At 60.2% G+C, this 16827-nt stretch carries 18 protein-coding genes; 6 read left to right on the forward strand and 12 right to left on the reverse strand.

Annotated elements, in window-relative coordinates; all coding sequences use genetic code 11:
* Positions 1 to 161: 161 nt before the first annotated feature.
* Genes KW821_RS02675 through KW821_RS02700 form a run of 6 tightly spaced genes read left to right on the forward strand, consistent with a single transcriptional unit; the run spans position 162 to position 5855 of the window.
* Complete coding sequence (locus KW821_RS02675) at positions 162 to 1061, forward strand: flagellin (protein WP_042654484.1); 900 nt, start codon at positions 162 to 164, stop codon at positions 1059 to 1061.
* Positions 1062 to 1100: 39 nt separating this feature from the next.
* Complete coding sequence (locus KW821_RS02680) at positions 1101 to 1556, forward strand: flagellar protein FlaG (protein ID WP_256351766.1); 456 nt, start codon at positions 1101 to 1103, stop codon at positions 1554 to 1556.
* A gap of 33 nt (positions 1557 to 1589) precedes the next feature.
* Complete coding sequence (gene fliD / locus KW821_RS02685; RefSeq protein ID WP_218290324.1) at positions 1590 to 2993, forward strand: flagellar filament capping protein FliD; 1404 nt, start codon at positions 1590 to 1592, stop codon at positions 2991 to 2993.
* A 29-nt stretch (positions 2994 to 3022) separates the two neighbouring features.
* On the forward strand, positions 3023 to 3445 hold the full coding sequence (gene fliS / locus KW821_RS02690) for a flagellar export chaperone FliS (RefSeq protein ID WP_042654486.1): 423 nt from the start codon (positions 3023 to 3025) through the stop codon (positions 3443 to 3445).
* Complete coding sequence (locus tag KW821_RS02695) at positions 3442 to 3768, forward strand: hypothetical protein (protein WP_232018922.1); 327 nt, start codon at positions 3442 to 3444, stop codon at positions 3766 to 3768. The genes fliS and KW821_RS02695 overlap by 4 nt, the downstream gene beginning before the upstream one ends.
* On the forward strand, positions 3768 to 5855 hold the full coding sequence (locus KW821_RS02700; RefSeq protein ID WP_218290326.1) for a 6-hydroxymethylpterin diphosphokinase MptE-like protein: 2088 nt from the start codon (positions 3768 to 3770) through the stop codon (positions 5853 to 5855). Before KW821_RS02695 ends, KW821_RS02700 begins: the two co-directional genes overlap by 1 nt.
* Before the next feature lie 62 nt (positions 5856 to 5917).
* On the opposite strand, the gene KW821_RS02705 is transcribed toward KW821_RS02700, so the two are convergent.
* From KW821_RS02705 to mtnN, 12 genes are all read right to left on the reverse strand, one after another.
* Positions 5918 to 6583: a bifunctional 2-polyprenyl-6-hydroxyphenol methylase/3-demethylubiquinol 3-O-methyltransferase UbiG gene (locus tag KW821_RS02705; protein WP_218290328.1), complete on the reverse strand. Its 666-nt coding sequence runs from the start codon at positions 6581 to 6583 to the stop codon at positions 5918 to 5920.
* Complete coding sequence (gene pseI, locus KW821_RS02710) at positions 6584 to 7642, reverse strand: pseudaminic acid synthase (RefSeq protein WP_218290330.1); 1059 nt, start codon at positions 7640 to 7642, stop codon at positions 6584 to 6586.
* The gene (gene pseH, locus KW821_RS02715; RefSeq protein ID WP_218290332.1) at positions 7639 to 8202 is read right to left on the reverse strand and encodes a UDP-4-amino-4,6-dideoxy-N-acetyl-beta-L-altrosamine N-acetyltransferase; all 564 of its coding nucleotides are present in this window, start codon (positions 8200 to 8202) and stop codon (positions 7639 to 7641) included. The genes pseI and pseH overlap by 4 nt, the downstream gene beginning before the upstream one ends.
* Positions 8184 to 9128: a hypothetical protein gene (locus KW821_RS02720; protein WP_218290334.1), complete on the reverse strand. Its 945-nt coding sequence runs from the start codon at positions 9126 to 9128 to the stop codon at positions 8184 to 8186. The genes pseH and KW821_RS02720 overlap by 19 nt, the downstream gene beginning before the upstream one ends.
* Positions 9129 to 10418: an aminotransferase class III-fold pyridoxal phosphate-dependent enzyme gene (locus tag KW821_RS02725; RefSeq protein ID WP_218290336.1), complete on the reverse strand. Its 1290-nt coding sequence runs from the start codon at positions 10416 to 10418 to the stop codon at positions 9129 to 9131.
* On the reverse strand, positions 10415 to 11170 hold the full coding sequence (locus KW821_RS02730; RefSeq protein ID WP_218290338.1) for a cytidylyltransferase domain-containing protein: 756 nt from the start codon (positions 11168 to 11170) through the stop codon (positions 10415 to 10417). The genes KW821_RS02725 and KW821_RS02730 overlap by 4 nt, the downstream gene beginning before the upstream one ends.
* Positions 11167 to 12012, reverse strand: a complete 846-nt coding sequence (locus KW821_RS02735; RefSeq protein ID WP_218290340.1) for an aldo/keto reductase — start codon at positions 12010 to 12012, stop codon at positions 11167 to 11169. The genes KW821_RS02730 and KW821_RS02735 overlap by 4 nt, the downstream gene beginning before the upstream one ends.
* The gene (pseC, locus tag KW821_RS02740) at positions 12003 to 13145 is read right to left on the reverse strand and encodes a UDP-4-amino-4,6-dideoxy-N-acetyl-beta-L-altrosamine transaminase (RefSeq protein WP_218290342.1); all 1143 of its coding nucleotides are present in this window, start codon (positions 13143 to 13145) and stop codon (positions 12003 to 12005) included. The genes KW821_RS02735 and pseC overlap by 10 nt, the downstream gene beginning before the upstream one ends.
* The gene (pseB, locus tag KW821_RS02745) at positions 13142 to 14146 is read right to left on the reverse strand and encodes a UDP-N-acetylglucosamine 4,6-dehydratase (inverting) (protein ID WP_218290345.1); all 1005 of its coding nucleotides are present in this window, start codon (positions 14144 to 14146) and stop codon (positions 13142 to 13144) included. Before pseB ends, pseC begins: the two co-directional genes overlap by 4 nt.
* Positions 14147 to 14251: 105 nt before the next feature.
* Positions 14252 to 15094: a cobalamin-binding protein gene (locus KW821_RS02750; RefSeq protein WP_218290346.1), complete on the reverse strand. Its 843-nt coding sequence runs from the start codon at positions 15092 to 15094 to the stop codon at positions 14252 to 14254.
* On the reverse strand, positions 15087 to 16022 hold the full coding sequence (locus KW821_RS02755; protein ID WP_218290439.1) for a cobalamin biosynthesis protein: 936 nt from the start codon (positions 16020 to 16022) through the stop codon (positions 15087 to 15089). Before KW821_RS02755 ends, KW821_RS02750 begins: the two co-directional genes overlap by 8 nt.
* Positions 16023 to 16045: 23 nt before the next feature.
* On the reverse strand, positions 16046 to 16738 hold the full coding sequence (gene mtnN / locus KW821_RS02760) for a 5'-methylthioadenosine/S-adenosylhomocysteine nucleosidase (RefSeq protein WP_218290347.1): 693 nt from the start codon (positions 16736 to 16738) through the stop codon (positions 16046 to 16048).
* Between the last annotated feature and the right edge of the window lie 89 nt (positions 16739 to 16827).

Here is a 16827-nt window from a genome sequence, read left to right on the forward strand (position 1 = left end):
GGAAGTCCAACATTTGCGCAACTGCGGGTTTGATGTCCGTTCAAACAGAGGACCCGCCAGATGGTACAGACCCGTTCAAGCTGTCCATCTGAACGGTGGGATCCTGACTGTGTTGACACAAGCAGAGTCCGCAGTTTCTTGTTCATCAGGAGAAATCTTTTATGGCCATGTTTATCAATACCAACACTTCATCATTGAACGCGCAGCGTAACTTGATGAACACCACCAAGTCGTTGGATACCTCGTACACCCGCCTGGCGTCCGGTCTGCGCATTAACAGCGCCAAGGACGATGCGGCGGGTCTGCAGATCTCCAACCGTCTGACCTCCCAGGTCAATGGCCTGGATCAGGGCAACCGCAACGCCAACGACGGCATCTCCCTGGCGCAGACCGCGGAAGGCGCCATGGATGAAGTGACCGGCATGCTGCAGCGCATGCGCACCCTGGCTCAGCAATCCGCCAACGGCTCCAACTCCGCCAAGGATCGCGAGGCTCTGCAAAAGGAAGTGGATCAGCTGGGATCGGAGATCAACCGCATCTCTACAGACACCACCTTCGCCGGCACCAAGTTGCTGGATGGCAACTACAGCGGCTCCTTCCAGGTGGGCGCCGATGCCAACCAGACCATCGGCTTTAGCCTGAATCAGTCTGCAGGCTTCAGTATCTCGGGCATTGCCGCTGCTGCGGGCACGTCAATCACGACCGCCACTGGCGGTACCGTGCTGGTGTCAGCTATTTTCGTTGGCGGCAGTGCAGGTGGCATTAACATTGCCACCCAGAGCGCGGCTCAAAACGTATTGGCTGCCGTCGATTCCATGCTGGGTGTGGTGGATGGCAAGCGTGCCGAGCTGGGTGCGGTGCAGAACCGGCTGGATTCGACCATTCGCAACCAGTCCAACATCTCGGAAAACGTCAGTGCCGCGCGCTCCCGTATCCGTGATGCAGACTTTGCGACCGAGACCGCCAATATGACCAAGCAGAATATTCTGCAACAGGCGGCCTCCAGCATCCTGGCCCAGGCCAACCAGCGTCCGCAGTCGGCCCTGTCGCTGCTGGGCTAAGCCGGTACCATCTTCAGCCACTGATATAAGGAGCAGCAGATGGCCAATGAATCGATAACCTTGCCTTCTGTTACTTCGACGCTCACTCAACATGGCGGCCCTCAGGCCGCCATGACTGTTTCTCCCGCATCAGGTGGGGATAACTCGGTCGAACAGGCAAGTGTCGAGCCGACAGCCAAGGTATCGCAGGATCCGCCGGCGCATACCAAACCAGCAGAGTCGCGTATAGATAAGGCCTATATAGAAAAACAGGCCCAAGAATTGCAAGAAAGATTGGATAGTTTGAGCAAGTTGAAGGGATGGACAATCAATTTCACTCTGGTCCCCGAACTCGAACAACCGGTGATCAAGGTGATAGACGCGGATACCAAGCAGGTTATTCGCCAGATCCCGAGTGAGGAAATGCTCTTGATGAACAAGAGGTTACAGGCTATGGAGCAGGCGAGTGGCAATCTGGCCAGTCTCCCGGGGCTGCTGTTCGATGGTCAGGTTTGACCCTATTTTTTAAGTTGATAGACAGGAGGATGTATGGCGATTACCTCTGCAGGGGCGGGTTCTGGACTCGATCTTGAAAGCGTGATTTCGGCGAGTGTGGCGGCGAAGAAAGCCCAGTTGCAGCAACCGATCATCACCAAACAAAACAGTACCAAGATCACCTTGTCTGGCATAGGCCAGCTCAAATCCTCTCTCTCCGCCTTCACCGACATCCTCGACAAACTGAGTGCCCCCGGCGCTTTCAACAAGCGCGCCATCAACATCACCCAAAGCAAGGACGATCCCGTGCTGAAGGTGGAGAGCAAGTCAGGCGCTTCCAACGGTCAATACAACATCACCGTCAACAAGTTGGCGCAGACGAGTCGTCAGGAAGGGACCTTCGACAGCTCAACCACCCCGTTGGTCACTCAGGATGGTCAACTGACGTTCAAGGCCGGCGACAAGACCTTCAAGGTGGATGTGAAAGCCGGCGATACCTTGCAAGACATCCGCAAGAACATCAACAGCAATGGTGACAACTTTGGGCTCAGTGTCAACATCGTCAATACCGCCGATGGCAAGGCCAAGCTGATGATTGACTCCGGTGTATCAGGAGATGGCAAGGATCTGACCATCACCGGGAGTACCGCCGAGCTCGGTATCTTCGAGGCGGGGGGAGGTGTCATGAGCCAGACACGGCCGGCCAGCAGTGCCGAAATTGTCGTGGATGGCAACACCCTCAAGAGCGATACCAATACCTTTGACGACTCCGTCCAGGATCTCAAGATAACGGTGTTGCGCGTCTCGGACCTGGACAAAGACAGCACCACGTCGGGAGCACTGAAGTCAAACAAGGTCGATATCACGACCGACAAGACCTCTATTCAGGAACTTGTCCAGCAGTTCGTAGACGGTTACAACACCCTGCAAGACAGCATGGGCACCCTGGGCAAGCGTGGCACCTTCGTGGGGGGGGTGAAACAGGATGATGGTGGCGCCCTGGCCGGTGATTCGACCACCCGAGCCATCGAATCTTTCATGAGTAATCTACTGGTCAGCCCTTCCCAGAACAGCGGTACCTATTCCACCATCTTCGAGATCGGCGTCAAGATGGATAACAAGGGCAAGCTGTCTCTCGACAAGACGAAGTTTGGCGAGGCCGTCGACAAGAACTTCGACCAGGTTGTAGCGCTGTTTGGTGGGGACAAGGGCCTGGCAGCCACCCTGAACACAGGGTTGAAAGAGTACACCAAGAGTGGCGGCATGCTGGCACAACGAGAAGATGTGTTGAATTCAGATTTGCGCAGCCTCACTCAAAAAACGGCGACGGCCAGCGCGCAGCTGGCAAAATATGAAGCCTCTTTGCGAGCCCAATACGGCAGCCTGGATGCCCTGCTTGTTAAAATGAATAACTCGGCATCCGCCCTGACGTCGTTACAAATAAACAATAAGAATTGATTGAGCGTGATATTACGAGGACTCATGTTATGTACAACCGTAATCTGAAGGCATATAAGGCAACCAGCATCACGGCTGATTTGGCGGTTGCCGATCCTCACCGTGTCATTCAGCTCATGATGCAAGGCTTTCTCGAGCGACTGGCTCAGGCCAAGGGTGCCATTGAGCGGCATGATATGGAGGCAAAATCCATTGCAGTCTCCAAGGCGCAAGGGCTGTTGCATGGATTGCAGGATGCACTCGACATGAGCCAGGGCACCATGGCCGAAGATCTATATGGACTCTACTCCTATATGGATGAGCGTATCTGGGATGCCAGTCTGGCACGCGATAGCGCCCCCCTCGATGAGGTCATGGGGCTGATGGTGACAATCAAATCCGGTTGGGATCAACTGCCGGAGACAGAAAAGCAGCAAGGCTACCAAATGAGACAACAGCTGGGTGAGCTGTGAACGTCACGTCAGCCTCCCTCGATGAGGCATTGACGGAAAATGCCAGTTTAATGGAGGCGCTGTTGCAACAGCAGCGATACGACGAGGCGTTATTGTGCATGGATGAGCGTCTGGCCTTGATCGCTCGTCTGGCTCAATTGGCAAAAGATGATCCTCTGCAACAACAGGACATCGCCGCCTTGGCCACAAGCCTCTCCATTCAAGAAAAGCAGATGAAAGCCCTGGCCATCAGCCATCATCAAGCCGTTTTTAAACAGCTGACCCAGGTCGGGCGGGCCAACAAGGCCGGGCAAGCCTATCGAGTGAACAGCAAGGAGTTCTGATGTCCGTCAATATTGATACTGCCTTGGCAAAAGCCGAACAGGAGGCGCTGCGACTGCAACAACAGGCAGAGCAGGAAGTGGCCATGGCGGCGGCGTTACCGCTTCGCTTTGCGCAGAATATGGCGGCCTTTCGCCAATATATTCCCCATATTGCGGACATGTATGAAGCCTATCAACCCGCTCGTCCATTCAGATTTTTCTGTAGTGAAAATGGCCAGCCCAATCTGGCCTGGCTCGATGATGACGTCGCCGTGTATGGCGCCGAGCCTTATCTCATCTGCGAGACCCTGGTTAAGGAGTTCATGGAGAAGGGGGGGCTATCCAAGTTCTCCTTCAGTCAAGAGGCCAATCCACTCGGCTTCATGCATGTGGAATACCTCAACAAACTGAATGCTTATCTGGACGACATATCTACCAGGGAAGACATGTTGAGCCGGGTTCCCCTCGAGGTACCCAGCGCCCTTATCTTCGGGGTGGGTCTGGGTTACCACCTCGGCTATCTCTATGAGCGGTGCAAGATCGGTACTCTGTTCCTGTTTGAACCTGATCTGGATCTCTTCTACGGGTCGCTATTCTGTTTTGATTGGGCACCGCTGCTGGCTTATTTGCATCAGGAAAATCTGGGGCTGCACATCCTGTTGGGGCAGGATGAAGAGACCATAGTGAAGGACTTCTCGTCGGCCATTCATAGTCGTGGCTCTTTCCTTATCGCCAATGCCTTCATCATGTGGGGATATCAGAACGACAAGATAAGGAAACTGATAGAGAAGGTGCAGCAAGAATATTATCTGTTGGTGATGGGATGGGGCTTCTTCGATGACAACCTGATTGCCTTGTCTCACACCATCAACAATATCGAACGTGCGGTCCCTTTTTTGAAACAAGACCAGAGGGTCGCGCCAGAATATCACCGGACCCCCGTCTTCATCATTGCCAATGGCCCCTCGCTGGATGAATCAATCGCGGTCATCAGGGAGAATAAAGACAAGGCTATTTTGATCTCGTGTGGCAGTGCCATTTCGGCATTGCACAAGGTGGGCATCAAGCCAGATATTCACGTGGAAACCGAACGCACCAAGATAGTCTATGACTTCCTGGTCAACCTGAATGACCCTGAATATCTGCGGGATGTTTTATTCTTGAGTACGGATGTGATCCATCCTGATTGCGCGACACTCTTCAATCAATCGGCACTTGTCTTCAAGCTCAGTGAGCCAGGGGTGGTGCTCTATCGGAACTACTTCCCAGGCTGGCAAGCCTGTGCCGCCCTTGGCGGTGTCAACCCTCTGGTGGGCAATATCGGTGTCAGCGCGCCCACTCACCTCGGTTTCAAGAACCTTTATCTGTTCGGCCTGGATAATGGCTACAAGCACAAGGGGCACCATCATTCGAAGCTCAGCTCCTATTACAACAATGAGGAAAATGCCGGGGCCCTTGGCGACCTGATGTATGGCGACAGCCAGTGGCGGCGTGCAGGGAACTTTGATGGCACCGTCATCAGCAACGCCATGTTTGACACCTCCCGCCGCGTGATAGAGCAGGTATTGGCTGCGAATGAAGATGTTCGATGCTTCAACTGCAGCGATGGTGCCAAGATTGAGCACGCCAGAGCCTTGCCGAGTGCAGAAATAAGCCTGCTCCATCGGGTCGACAAGCCTGCGCTGCTCGAGGAGATCGCCGGGCTCTGCACCCCCATTCCCTTGTCAAAGCAGGATTTTGAACCCTTGCTGGACATCGAGTTCTTCAATATCCTCATCGACAAGATGATGGCCGAATGGCAACAGGACTTCAGGTCTCGTAATGAGTTGAATCAGCTGATGCTGCGTAACTTTGGCTATCTCTCCCAGATCGCCGCCACCCGGCAGCAACATATTTCCCAGACCATGGTCGGGTCGATGAATTATGTGTTCACCCTGCTGAGCTCCATTCTCTATTCATTCGAGGGCGAAGAGGAGACGCTGGTGCTGATGAAACCCGCCATCGATCTCTGGCTGGAGTTTTTAGCCAAGGCGAGGGAGATGTATCCAAGGGCGCTCGACAGCGTCGACATGATTGATAACGAAGTGATGGCACTGTTCCGGAAATAAGAGCCGAAGCATTCAGAAAGTAAGAGCAGAAAATGAAAATACCGACCCTAGGGTCGGTATTTTTATCTCTTGGGGTAGGGGTTCTGCGCTGCGAGTAGCCTCGCATCCTTTCGTAATATCTGAACCGAGATCAGCGCATCCGGCTCCAGTTCGGCGTCGCCATCGTGATGCTGCACGTGTTCGAACAGACGATGGTAGCCAGGGTGCCAGCCAAACAGCTCCCCGTAGTTCATCTTGTAGCTGAAGAGATTGGCGTGATGCTGGTAGTCGTTGCGATAGTGGCCCGCTGGAGGATTGAAATCCATGATGGTCATCAGACCCCGATCGGCCAGCAGGGCATCGCTGCCAGCGGCAATCTTGAACAGATCCTGTGGGTCGCACAGGTAGAGGCAGAAGCCGAAGATGATGAGATCGACGGCTTCTATCTCGGGCAGACAATCGGCGGTCCCTACGGAGAGATGCAACCCTGGATAGCGAGAGAGCCCATCCTGGATGGCACTTGCCGACGGATCCACCCCATAGCAGCGGGCACCATAATGCTCGGCCAGCTGCGCCAGTCGCCAGCCATTGGCGCAGCCTATCTCCAGGATCCGGGCGGGTTTGACCGCCAGATAGTGCAGCGCCTTGAAGATGGGATCGCTGGCCAGCGACTTGCCGAGAATGGCGGTCTTGTTTCGCTCGTACCACTCATTCCCTTCTTGTGCCATGAAGACGTTCTTCTGTTGCATCTAGCGCTCCTCGGCAGCTTGGGAAACCAATGACCAGGCCAGCGGCGTGCCGGCCTGAATATCCTGGCTGGCCCAGCGGCCCAGCAGGGAGGGAAGGTGGACTGGGGGCAACCCGTGAGCGGGTCGGATGGATCGCAAATTACGGGGAGTGAACGCCTCTCCCGCCTTCATATCCTCACAGACGAACAACGAACGTGAAAACAGACGGTTCTGCTCGGCCTTGGGGTTGAGGCTATAGCTGATCTCACCCAGTGCGGCCTCCACTTGCCTTACGCCCGCCACCATCTGGCCAAATTCTGCTGGGGTCATGGAGAAGGAGGCATCCGGGCCACCCAATGCGCGATCCAGGATGAAGTGTTTCTCTATCACCTCGGCACCCAAGGCGGCGGCGGCCATGGCCACGGCCTGCCCCAGGGTATGGTCCGACAATCCCACCTTGACGCCAAATGTCTGCCGCATATTGGGGATGGTGAGCAGGTTGGCTTCTTCCACCGGGGCGGGATAGGAAGAGGTGCACTTGAGCAGGGTGATATCCTGATTGCCCATGCGGCGGCAGGCCTGCACGGCCGCATCGATATCGGCAAGGGTCGCGATGCCGGTCGAGATGATCATCGGCTTGCCCTTGCTGGCCGCGTATTCGATCAGCGGAATGTCGGTGATCTCGAACGAGGCGATCTTGTAGAGGGGGACATCGAGGGTTTCCAGGAAATCGACGGCGGTGAAGTCAAAGGGGGTCGAGAAGAAGACAAGCCCTGCTTCCTTTGCTTCGGCCTGGATGGCGGCATGCCATTCCCAGGGGGTATAGGCCTCTTGGTAGAGCTTGTATAGCGTGGTGCCATCCCAGATAGTGCCCTGATTAATCTGGAAATATTCATTGTCGCAATCCAGGGTGATGGTATCGGCGGTGTAGGTCTGGATCTTGATGGCATCGGCCCCGCACTCCTTGGCGGCGCGCACCGTCGCCAGGGCCTTGTCCAGCGAGTGGCCATGGTTGGCCGAGAGTTCGGCAATGATGAAGCATCGCTTCGGATTGATGGCTTGAGCCCTGCTTGGGTTCATGGATGTCTCCACTCCTGTTCGGTGATCCCCATGAGCAAGAGATCGACATAATGTGTGGTATGGGGTCGGTAGACCGCTTCCCGCCAGGCGCCTTCCTGACAAAAACCGGCCCTCAAATAGGCCTGAATGGCTCTTTCATTGTCCGCCGCGACCTCCAGCTTGAGGGTGTGCAAGCGCGCGACCTCGAATGCCAGCTGGTTGATGGCGGCCAGCAGACGCATCCCCAGCCCCTTGTCGGTGCGCCTGGGATTGCGATAGATCCCAAGCCAGGCCAGTCGATTTTGCCAGTCCAGCCGGTGCAGGGCGACCACCCCGAGGATCCCTTGCGCGTCCTGGCAGAGGTAGTTGAGATTGCGGCTTTCATCTTGCTGGCGCGCCATGAAGACGCGATGGGCCTCGAGGCTGATATTGCCCCCCGTGTTCATCCAGCGCGCGATTTCCGGATGGTTTCGCATCTGCCAGACCGCCACTATCTGCGGTTCGTCCAGCATGGCGAAGGGGATGAGCTCCAGCCCGGCGAGGCTGAAGTGCCGTTGCAGGTCTATGTCTGCTTGAGCCATGAGAGTGCCTCCAGGGTTCCGTTTCCTGCCATTAGCGTCTGCAGCCTGAGGGTCCGTCTGGCGCGCTCATCTGCTGGCGCCAGCCTGGACAGGCCCTGTTCCAGTCGGGAGAATAATGCTGGTTCGTGCCACCAACCCGCCGAGAGAAAAGCGTCACTGCTGCACCAGCCGGCCAGCTGGCTTGCCTGGTTGTCGGCGACCCCGATCAGGATGCCCGGCAGGCCGCAGCGCGCCAGCTCATAGGTGACTTGTCCTGCACTGCTGATGGCCATGTCGCAGCGAGACATGAGGCCGGCCATCTGCTCGGCGTCGAGGCGGTGATGTTGCCTGCACCCCTCAAGGCGCGGGTCGGGCTCCCGGGTGACGACTTCCAGTTCAGTCTCGGGTCTATGCCGGCGCAACCAGGCCACCAAGCCTGGGGTCAGGTCACGCACATCTGTGCCTCCCATGATGATCAGGATGCGCTCTATGCGGGCGGCGACCCGGGTACGGGCAGGCAGGGACCAGAAGGGGGGGCGCAGGGGTTGCCAGCGAGGCCCCCATTGCCAGCTGGCGGCGCCCGACTGGTGGCTGGGCGTGCCGGGGCTGGCATGGATCACCAACCCCCTGGGGTAGTTCAGGCGCTCGGTGTCATCGAGATAGATGACCCGCTGGAAGCCAGCCGAGATACTCTCGAGGGTGGCCAGACTTGCCGAGTAGGAGTCGACGATGGCGACTGCGTTCTGCGGGGGGACGTTTTTATCCTGCCACGCCTCCCAGCTGACACTTTCACCCTCAAGCAGGGAATCGGCGAACTCATCCCCGTCCACTACCCAATGGACGGCGCCCCCCTGGGTTTGCCAGGCGGCAGCGTAGGCACTGCAGCGGCTGAGGTGGCCGAGACCCCGCTCTTTATCCCCTTCGCTGAAAATCCACAGCGGCAGCACTCAGCGCACCTTGAACACCGGCTGGATCGGCTCGCCATCCAGGGCCTGATGGATGGCGTTGTCGGCATCCAGACGGATCAGCTCCGGCAGAACCTCGGCATAGACATCCAGCAGCGTCCTCATGTCCTGTTCGCTGTGTGCCAGGTTGATGTTGTGGCTACCCAGGCTGAGGATGCCGCGTTTGCACAGCTCCTGAATGAAGTAGCTCTTGAGCAGCCAGCTGGAATGGTTGGCCGAATCGCCGATCAGCAGGAAGCTCCAGCTCGGGTGACCGGCGGTCTTGAGCCATTGGGGGGCATCCAGCGTCTGCAACAGGCTATCCAGTCCGTCCAGCAGGGGCTGACCCCGTTCGGCCAGTCGGGCAGGCACATCGAGGCTGCGCATCTTCTTGATCACGGCGTTGGCCGCCGCCAGGGCGATGGCATCGCCGCCAAAGGTGCCGGAGAAGAAGATATCCTCCATGCGCTGCATGTGATCGCGACGGCCCACCACGGCGGAGATGGGGAAGCCGTTGGCCATGCCCTTGCCGAAGGCGGCCAGATCCGGCGTGACGCCGAACAGGGTCTGGGCGCCGCCCAGATGGAAGCGAAAACCCGTGATGGTCTCGTCGAAGATGAGCAGGGCGCCATGCTGGTCACACAGCTGGCGCAGGCCGGGCAGAAACTCGGGGGTGGGCCAGGCGACGTTCATCGGCTCCAGGATCACGGCGGCAAACTCCCCGGGATGGGCCTCGAGTTGCGCTCGCAGTGACGCCAGATCGTTGTAATCGAAGCGATGGGTCAGCTCCCGCACGCACTCGGGCACCCCCAGGTGGCGAGTGGTGGAGCCTATGTACCAGTCCTGCCAGCCATGGTAGCCACAGACGGCGACCCGCTCCCGACCAGTGACGGCGCGGGAGAGGCGAATGCAGGCGGAGGTCGCATCGGTGCCATTCTTGCCGAACCGGACCATCTCGGCGCAGGGGATCAGCTCGATGAGTTGCTCCGCCACCTCGGTCTCCAGCCGGTGGGGGAGCGAGAAGATGGAGCCCAGGTTGAGCTGCTCCAGCACGGCCTGGTTCACATCCGGGTCGCAATAGCCGAGGCTGATGGCGAGCAGACCGCTGGCAAAGTCCAGATACGAATTGCCATCCACATCCCACACCCTGGCGCCCTGGCCGCGCTCGATAAACAGCGGGGCGGCGCCATAGGGGAAGCAGAGACGGCTCTTGGAGAAGGTCTGGGAGCCAAGGGGAATGCTCTGTTCGGCCCGGGCAGAGAGTGCCATTGAATGTTGATAACGTGAGGTCATGAGTGCTTCTCCTTGGCCAGAGATGTTTCCAGCCCTTCATTGCGCCGGTGTTGGGTGTTCAGGGTCGCGAGCTGTGGTTCCCGGGCCAGCAGGCTGAGGATATCCCCGGTGCTGAACGCAGGGTTGAGCGGATAGAGGTGTTGGTAAATCTGCTCGACCAGCTCGAAATCGGCGGGCTCGTCCACGGTCCAGCGCAGCTGGGCCAGGCTAGGTGTGCGGCTCAATCTGCCTATCTTGAACAGCTCGGCATGTTGGCGGATGTAATAGGTGACATGCTCGCGCTCGGCCGGGCTCTGGGCCTGCGCGGCCAGCAGACGCAGGGTGGCGGCACTCAGGATCTCGGCGTCCAGGCCATCCGGGTAGCTGGGATCCCAGCAGTTGCTGCTGTAGTCATAGCCACCCTGCAGGTGGAGCTCGATGAGTTCATCGATGAGCTCGGGATCCGCCAGCGGGCAGTCGCCGGTGAGCCTGACGATCTGGCTGGGGTTAAAGCGTTGTGCGGCCAGATGGAAGCGTTGCAACACGTCGTCAAGGGGGCCACGAAAACAGGGCACGTCCAGCTGCGCGCACAGTCGGGCGATGGCCTCATCGTCGGCCTGGTCGCTGGTGGCGACCATCAGCTGATCCAGCCTGGCCGATCGTTTCAGTCGTTCAATCTGGCGGGCGAGCATGGGGACGCCCAGCAAGGGTTTGAGCACCTTGCCTGGCAGCCGGCTGGAGCCCGCCCTGGCCTGTAGGATTCCGAGGATCATGATGACTTCCACTGTGCCGGGTTGATGAGGCCGGGTTCGTCGCAGGCGAGGCCGGCCAGCTCGGTGTCGCTCAATGTCTGCCGCCGGGCATAGGCCGCGGCGATGGCGGCCAGCTCATGGGCATGACAGACCCCCACCACGAACCGGCTGACCTGGGGCAGGGCCGCTATCAGTGACAGCGCCTTGTCGAGAAGCGGAAGATGGGGCTGCCAGTGGTCCAGCCGGGTCAGTGGCTGGGCGAAGCGCTGAAAATAGTCGGGGCGCAGAGCTGGCTGCATCAGTAACAGCCCCTGCAGGAAGAGGGAGCGCACATGGATCTCGCACCCCAGCGCCTGCAACCTGTCCAGCCAGCCCGTGCGCAGGAAGCGCTGGTCGAGCAGGTTGGCGGGCAGTTGCACCAGTTGCAATGGGTAGCCATGGCTCAACCACAGATCCAGCTCATCCGGGGAGTAGACCGACACCCCCAGCTTGCCCACCTTGCCTTGTCGCTGCAGCTCCATCAGCTGTTCGAACAGGGCGGGGCTGGCGTCCTGGCCGCGATGGAGCAGCAGTCCATCCAGTTTTGGGCGCGCCAGTTGGCGCAGGCTGTTGTCGACGGAAGCAGCGACCTCGCTGGCCAAGATACCGGGGGCCAGCTTGTCCACCAGCAAAAAGTCGGCGCTGTGGCGGCTGCCGAGCCGCGACTCGGCATTGCCATAGGCTTGCGCCGTGTCCAGGGTATCGATGCCCAACTGGCGAGCCAGCGTCAGGATATCGTCGAGGGCATCATCACCGACCTGTCCTGCCTGGTTGCTGATGCCGTAAGCGAGCCCGAACTGTACCGTGCCCAGGGCTAGGCGCATAACACCCGCTCCAGGGTCTGGATGACTCTGTCCTGCTCGGCCAACGAGAGGGTGGGGAACAGAGGCAGGCTGATGGCTTGTCGGTAGTAGGCCTGGGCGCCGGGGTAAGCGGCGGGATCCTGCCCCAGATTGCGATAATAGGGCTGTGCCGGTATGGGCATGTAGTGGACATTCACGCCTATGCCAGCCTCGCGCAGCCGGGCAAACACCTGATCCCGGTCGGCGACCTGGATTACGTAGAGGTGGTAGCCGGAGCTACGGTCATTGTCTTGACGCAGCGGTTGCAGCGGCAGCTCGGTCAGCAATTCATCGTAGCGGGCAGCCAGTTGTTGGCGCCGGTCGATGAAGTGGGACAAGCGGCCGAGCTGGCTCAGGCCCAGCGCGGCCTGAATGTCGGTCAGCCGATAGTTGAAGCCGAGCACCTGTTGCTCATAGTACCAGCCACCCGGACTGGGGGAGTCCAGCTGCTCGGCATCGCGGGTGATGCCGTGGCTGCGATAGAGCCTCAGCTTGGCGGCCAGCGCGGCATCGCGGGTGGTGACGGCGCCCCCTTCCCCCGTGGTGATGGGTTTCACCGGGTGGAAGCTGAAGACGGTCATGTCGCTGTGGGCACAGCTGCCGATGGGGGCATTCTGATAGCTGGCCCCCAGGGCATGGCAGGCATCCTCGATGAGGTGAATGCCATATTGCCGGCACAGGGCGCCGATCTCGCTCAGATCACCGGGTTGGCCCGCCAGATGCACGGCGACCAGCACCCTGGGCAGGCGGGAGGTTCCCTGGACGGCGTGCAGCTTCTCCCGCAGGGCCGCCACGCTGAGGTTGCCGGTCTCGGGATCCACATCGACAAAATCCACCTGAGCACCGCAGTAGCGGGCACAGTTGGCGGAGGCGACGAAGCTGATGGCCGAGACCCAGGCCCAATCGTTCGCCCCCAGCTCCAGCGCGGCACAGGCCAGATGGAGCGCCGTGGTGCCATTGTTGCAGGCGATCACATGGGGGACCTGGCAATAGTCGGCCAGCCCTTGTTCGAAGGCGGGCACCGCCTCACCCTGGGTGAGATAGTCCGACTTCAGGACGGCAACGACGGCATCGATATCTTCATCTGTGATGGATTGGCGTCCATAGGGGATCATTCGGCTAGCACCTGCTGGTTCATCATCTTCAATTCGTCTATCGACAGGAAGTGCCGATTGTTTAGGGAATTGTATTCGAAGCCGGGCTCGACCAGGGTGGCCGTCTCCCCCAGGGCATTGACCGCGAAGTCATTGTTGCGACTGGTGAAACTGATGCTGGGGGAGATCACGTAATAGTCGTTGAACTCGAAGGTGTGATAGGAGTCATCGGCCGGGCACATCACCTCGTGCAGCTTCTCGCCTGGGCGAATACCGACGATCTCTTGCGGCAGCTCCGGCGCCATGGCGCTGGCCAGATCGGTGATGCGCACTGACGGGATCTTGGGGATAAACAGCTCCCCTCCCTTCATCCGCTGGAAGTTGGTCAACACGAAATCGACCCCCTGCTGCAGGGTGAGCCAGAAGCGGGTCATCTCGGCATGGGTGATCGGCAGATGGCTGGCACCCTCTCTGATCAGCCTGTCGAAGAAGGGGACCACCGAGCCGCGAGAGCCCACCACGTTGCCATAACGGACCACGGAGAAGATGGTCGGGTTCTTGCCCGCCATATTATTGGCGGCGACGAACAGCTTGTCGGAGCAGAGCTTGGTGGCGCCATAGAGGTTGACCGGGTTGGCGGCCTTGTCGGTGGAGAGGGCGATCACCTTCTCGACCCCGTTGTTGAGCGCCGCCTTGATGACGTTCTCCGCGCCACCCACGTTGGTCTTGATGCACTCCATGGGGTTGTATTCGGCGGCCGGCACCTGCTTGAGGGCCGCGGCATGCACCACGAAGTCCACGCCGTGCATGGCCATGTTGAGCCGCTCGGCATCCCTCACATCGCCGATGAAGTAACGCATGCAGGGATGGTTGAAGCGCGGCTGCATCTCGAATTGTTTGAGTTCATCACGGGAATAGACGATCAACCGGCTCGGGGTGTAGAGGGAGAGGACCGTCTCGATAAATTTCTTGCCAAAGGAGCCGGTGCCGCCGGTGATCAGGATCGTTTTTCCGTTGAACATGTCATTGTCCCGTTATGAAGTGAGTATCTGGCAGATTGGAAGCATATTTTATGCCACATATAATGGCGGGTCATCGGACGGATGACCCGCGGAGGGAGGCAGGGGTCAGGCGGGGGAGGCCGGGTTGCTCCGGGCGATCTCCTTGCACAGTTGCTCCACCGCGTTGAGGGCTCTGGGGGTGAAGCGGTGCAGCTCATCGGGGTTGATGAGGGCGAGCCGCCGGTGCTTGACGGCATCCAGCATGGACCACTGCTGCCAGTGGGCCAGCACGGCGGGATCCCGGCTGCCAGCCAGGATAAGCCGCGGGTTGGCCTTGATCACCTGCTCCAGCCCGATCTGGGGGTAGGGGGTCTTGGCCGCGGCGGTCACGTTGGTGCCGCCGCACAGTGCGATGGCCTGGCCCGGCCAGGTCGAATCGTTGACGCTGGTGAGCGGCGGGGTCCAGAGCTGGTAGAACACCGAGACCGGCTTGGGCTGGCCGTAGCGGCTCTTCAACGCATCGAGCCGCGCCAGATAGGCATCGGCCTCACGATTAGCCTGCTGCTCGACCCCGAGCAGGGTGCCGAGGCGGCGCATCTCGCCGGCCAGCGAGGCGAAGTCGGTGGGCTCCGAATAGAAGATGGGGATGCCGAGCTGCTCGACGGGGGCCAGCATGCGGGACTGGGCCGAGCGCCAGGCCACCACCAGATCCGGTTTCTGGGCCAGCAGGGCCTCGAGGTTGATGCTGCGGTAGTTGGCGACCCGCGGCTTAGCCTGCGCCTCGGGGGGAAAGTCGGAGGCATCGTCGGTCGCGACTATGCGATCCCCGGCGCCGATATCGAACAGCAGCTCGGTCAGATGAGGGGTGAGGCTGATGATGCGTTGCGGCGTCTGCGCCAGCCCGGCCAGCGGCCAGCAGAGCAGGCAAACCAGTGCGCCCAGGGTGCGCGGGCTGAAGATACTAGCCATGGAATTGCTCCAGCAGGGTCAATAGCAGCGCCAGCGCCAGCCAGCCCCAGCCCGTCAGCAGCAGGCGCCGGAGCAGGCGTTGCGGCGAGTCGGCGACGGGTTCGGCGTGGGCGTCAAACACCGGGAAGCGCACGAGCTGTCCCTGATAGTAGCGGGGGCCACCGAGTCGGCTGCCGCAGGCGTGAGCCAGCAGGCCAAGCAGACAGCCCATGGTCGGATAGGGCCAGTGCAGGGCTGCGCGCAGCCGGCTGCCGAGCTGACGCAACTGGGTTAGTAATAGCGGCAGCCCCAGCAGCAGGATGGCGGGCGCGCAGAGTGCCTGATAGAGCGCGGCGGCGGGGCGGCCGAAATAGGCAAACTGCGGCTGTTTCGGGCTCCAGCCCTGATTCATCAGCTGGGCGAGGCGCCAGAGCAGGGCGCCTTGCACGCCCGCCAGGGCGAAGCCCAGCAAGGGGCCGGCCCATTGGCCGACCAGGCGCAGCACGCAGCTCTCGCTGACCGCCTTGTTCAGCCCCATCACCGACATCGCCCCCGTCTCGCGCTTGAGCCAGGGCGCCGCCTGCAGGCGGGCCAGGACCTGCGTCTCCTGAGTCGCCAGCACCCGGGTCGCCTTGGCGAGTTCCCGCAGCGGCCGTGATTCCAGCATCAGCAGCAGAAACAGGAGATCGAACAGGGGCTCGGAGAGGGAGAGGTTGCGCACCGCCCAGAGCCCGGCGGCGCAGGGCAGCCAGACCACCAGCAGGGCCAGCAGCCCCGCCTGGGTTTGTTGCCTGGGCGAGCCGTCGGGGCGATAGACCCGCCGACCGAGGCGCGTCAGCAGCGGCACCGTGGCCCCGAGGCGGAAGCGGGCAGGCCAGGGCAGGATGGCCTCCAGCAGGGCGGCGCCCACTAACATGGCCGCCGTAGTCGAGACCAGCGAGGCGGCCATGGGTGCCAGGGCGGCGGCGTCGATCACAGCTTGCCGAGCAGCTTGATGATCATCTCGGCCGAGTGCTGGCCTGCCACCTCGATGAAGGCATCGAAGGATTCCACCTGCTCCTTGCCGGCGATGTCAGACATGGCGCGCACCACCAGATAGGGCACCTTGAACATGTGGCACACCTGGCCGATAGCGGCACCTTCCATCTCGACCGCCAGCATCTGCGGGAAGTCGGCACGGGCCTTGGCGATGGCGTCCGGCTTGCACATAAACTGATCACCGGTGCAGATGAGGCCGATCTTGGTCTGATGCTTGCCCTGCTCGGCGATGCAGCTCTGGGCAAGCGCGATCAGCTTCTCGTCACAGGGGAAGGCGGCGGGCTGCTGCGCCATCTGGCCCATCTCGTAGCCGAAGGCGGTCACGTCCACGTCGTGGAAGCGCATCTCGCTGGCGATCACCACGTCACCTATGTGCAGGTCCTGGGCGAAACCGCCGGCGGAGCCGGTGTTGATGACGCAATCCGGGGCAAATTTCTCCAGCAGCAGGCTGGTGGCGACGCTGGCGGCGACCTTGCCGATGCCGGAGCGGGTCAGGATCACCTCTTTACCGGCCAACCGGCCCTGATAGAACTCGCAGCCGCCCAGTTGCAGGGTGGTCAGGTCGCTCAGCTGGCTGCGCAGCAGGGCCACTTCCTGCTCCATGGCGCCGATAATACCTACTTTCATCCTCTACCTCGTCTCTATGGCCCTTGGGCCGAATAAGTTGGCGCGGATCATAGCAAAAGATAAGGGCGGCGCCGAGTGCCGGTGGTCGA

The organism is Aeromonas sp. sif2416, from assembly GCF_019218665.1.
Taxonomy (GTDB): domain Bacteria; phylum Pseudomonadota; class Gammaproteobacteria; order Enterobacterales; family Aeromonadaceae; genus Aeromonas; species Aeromonas encheleia.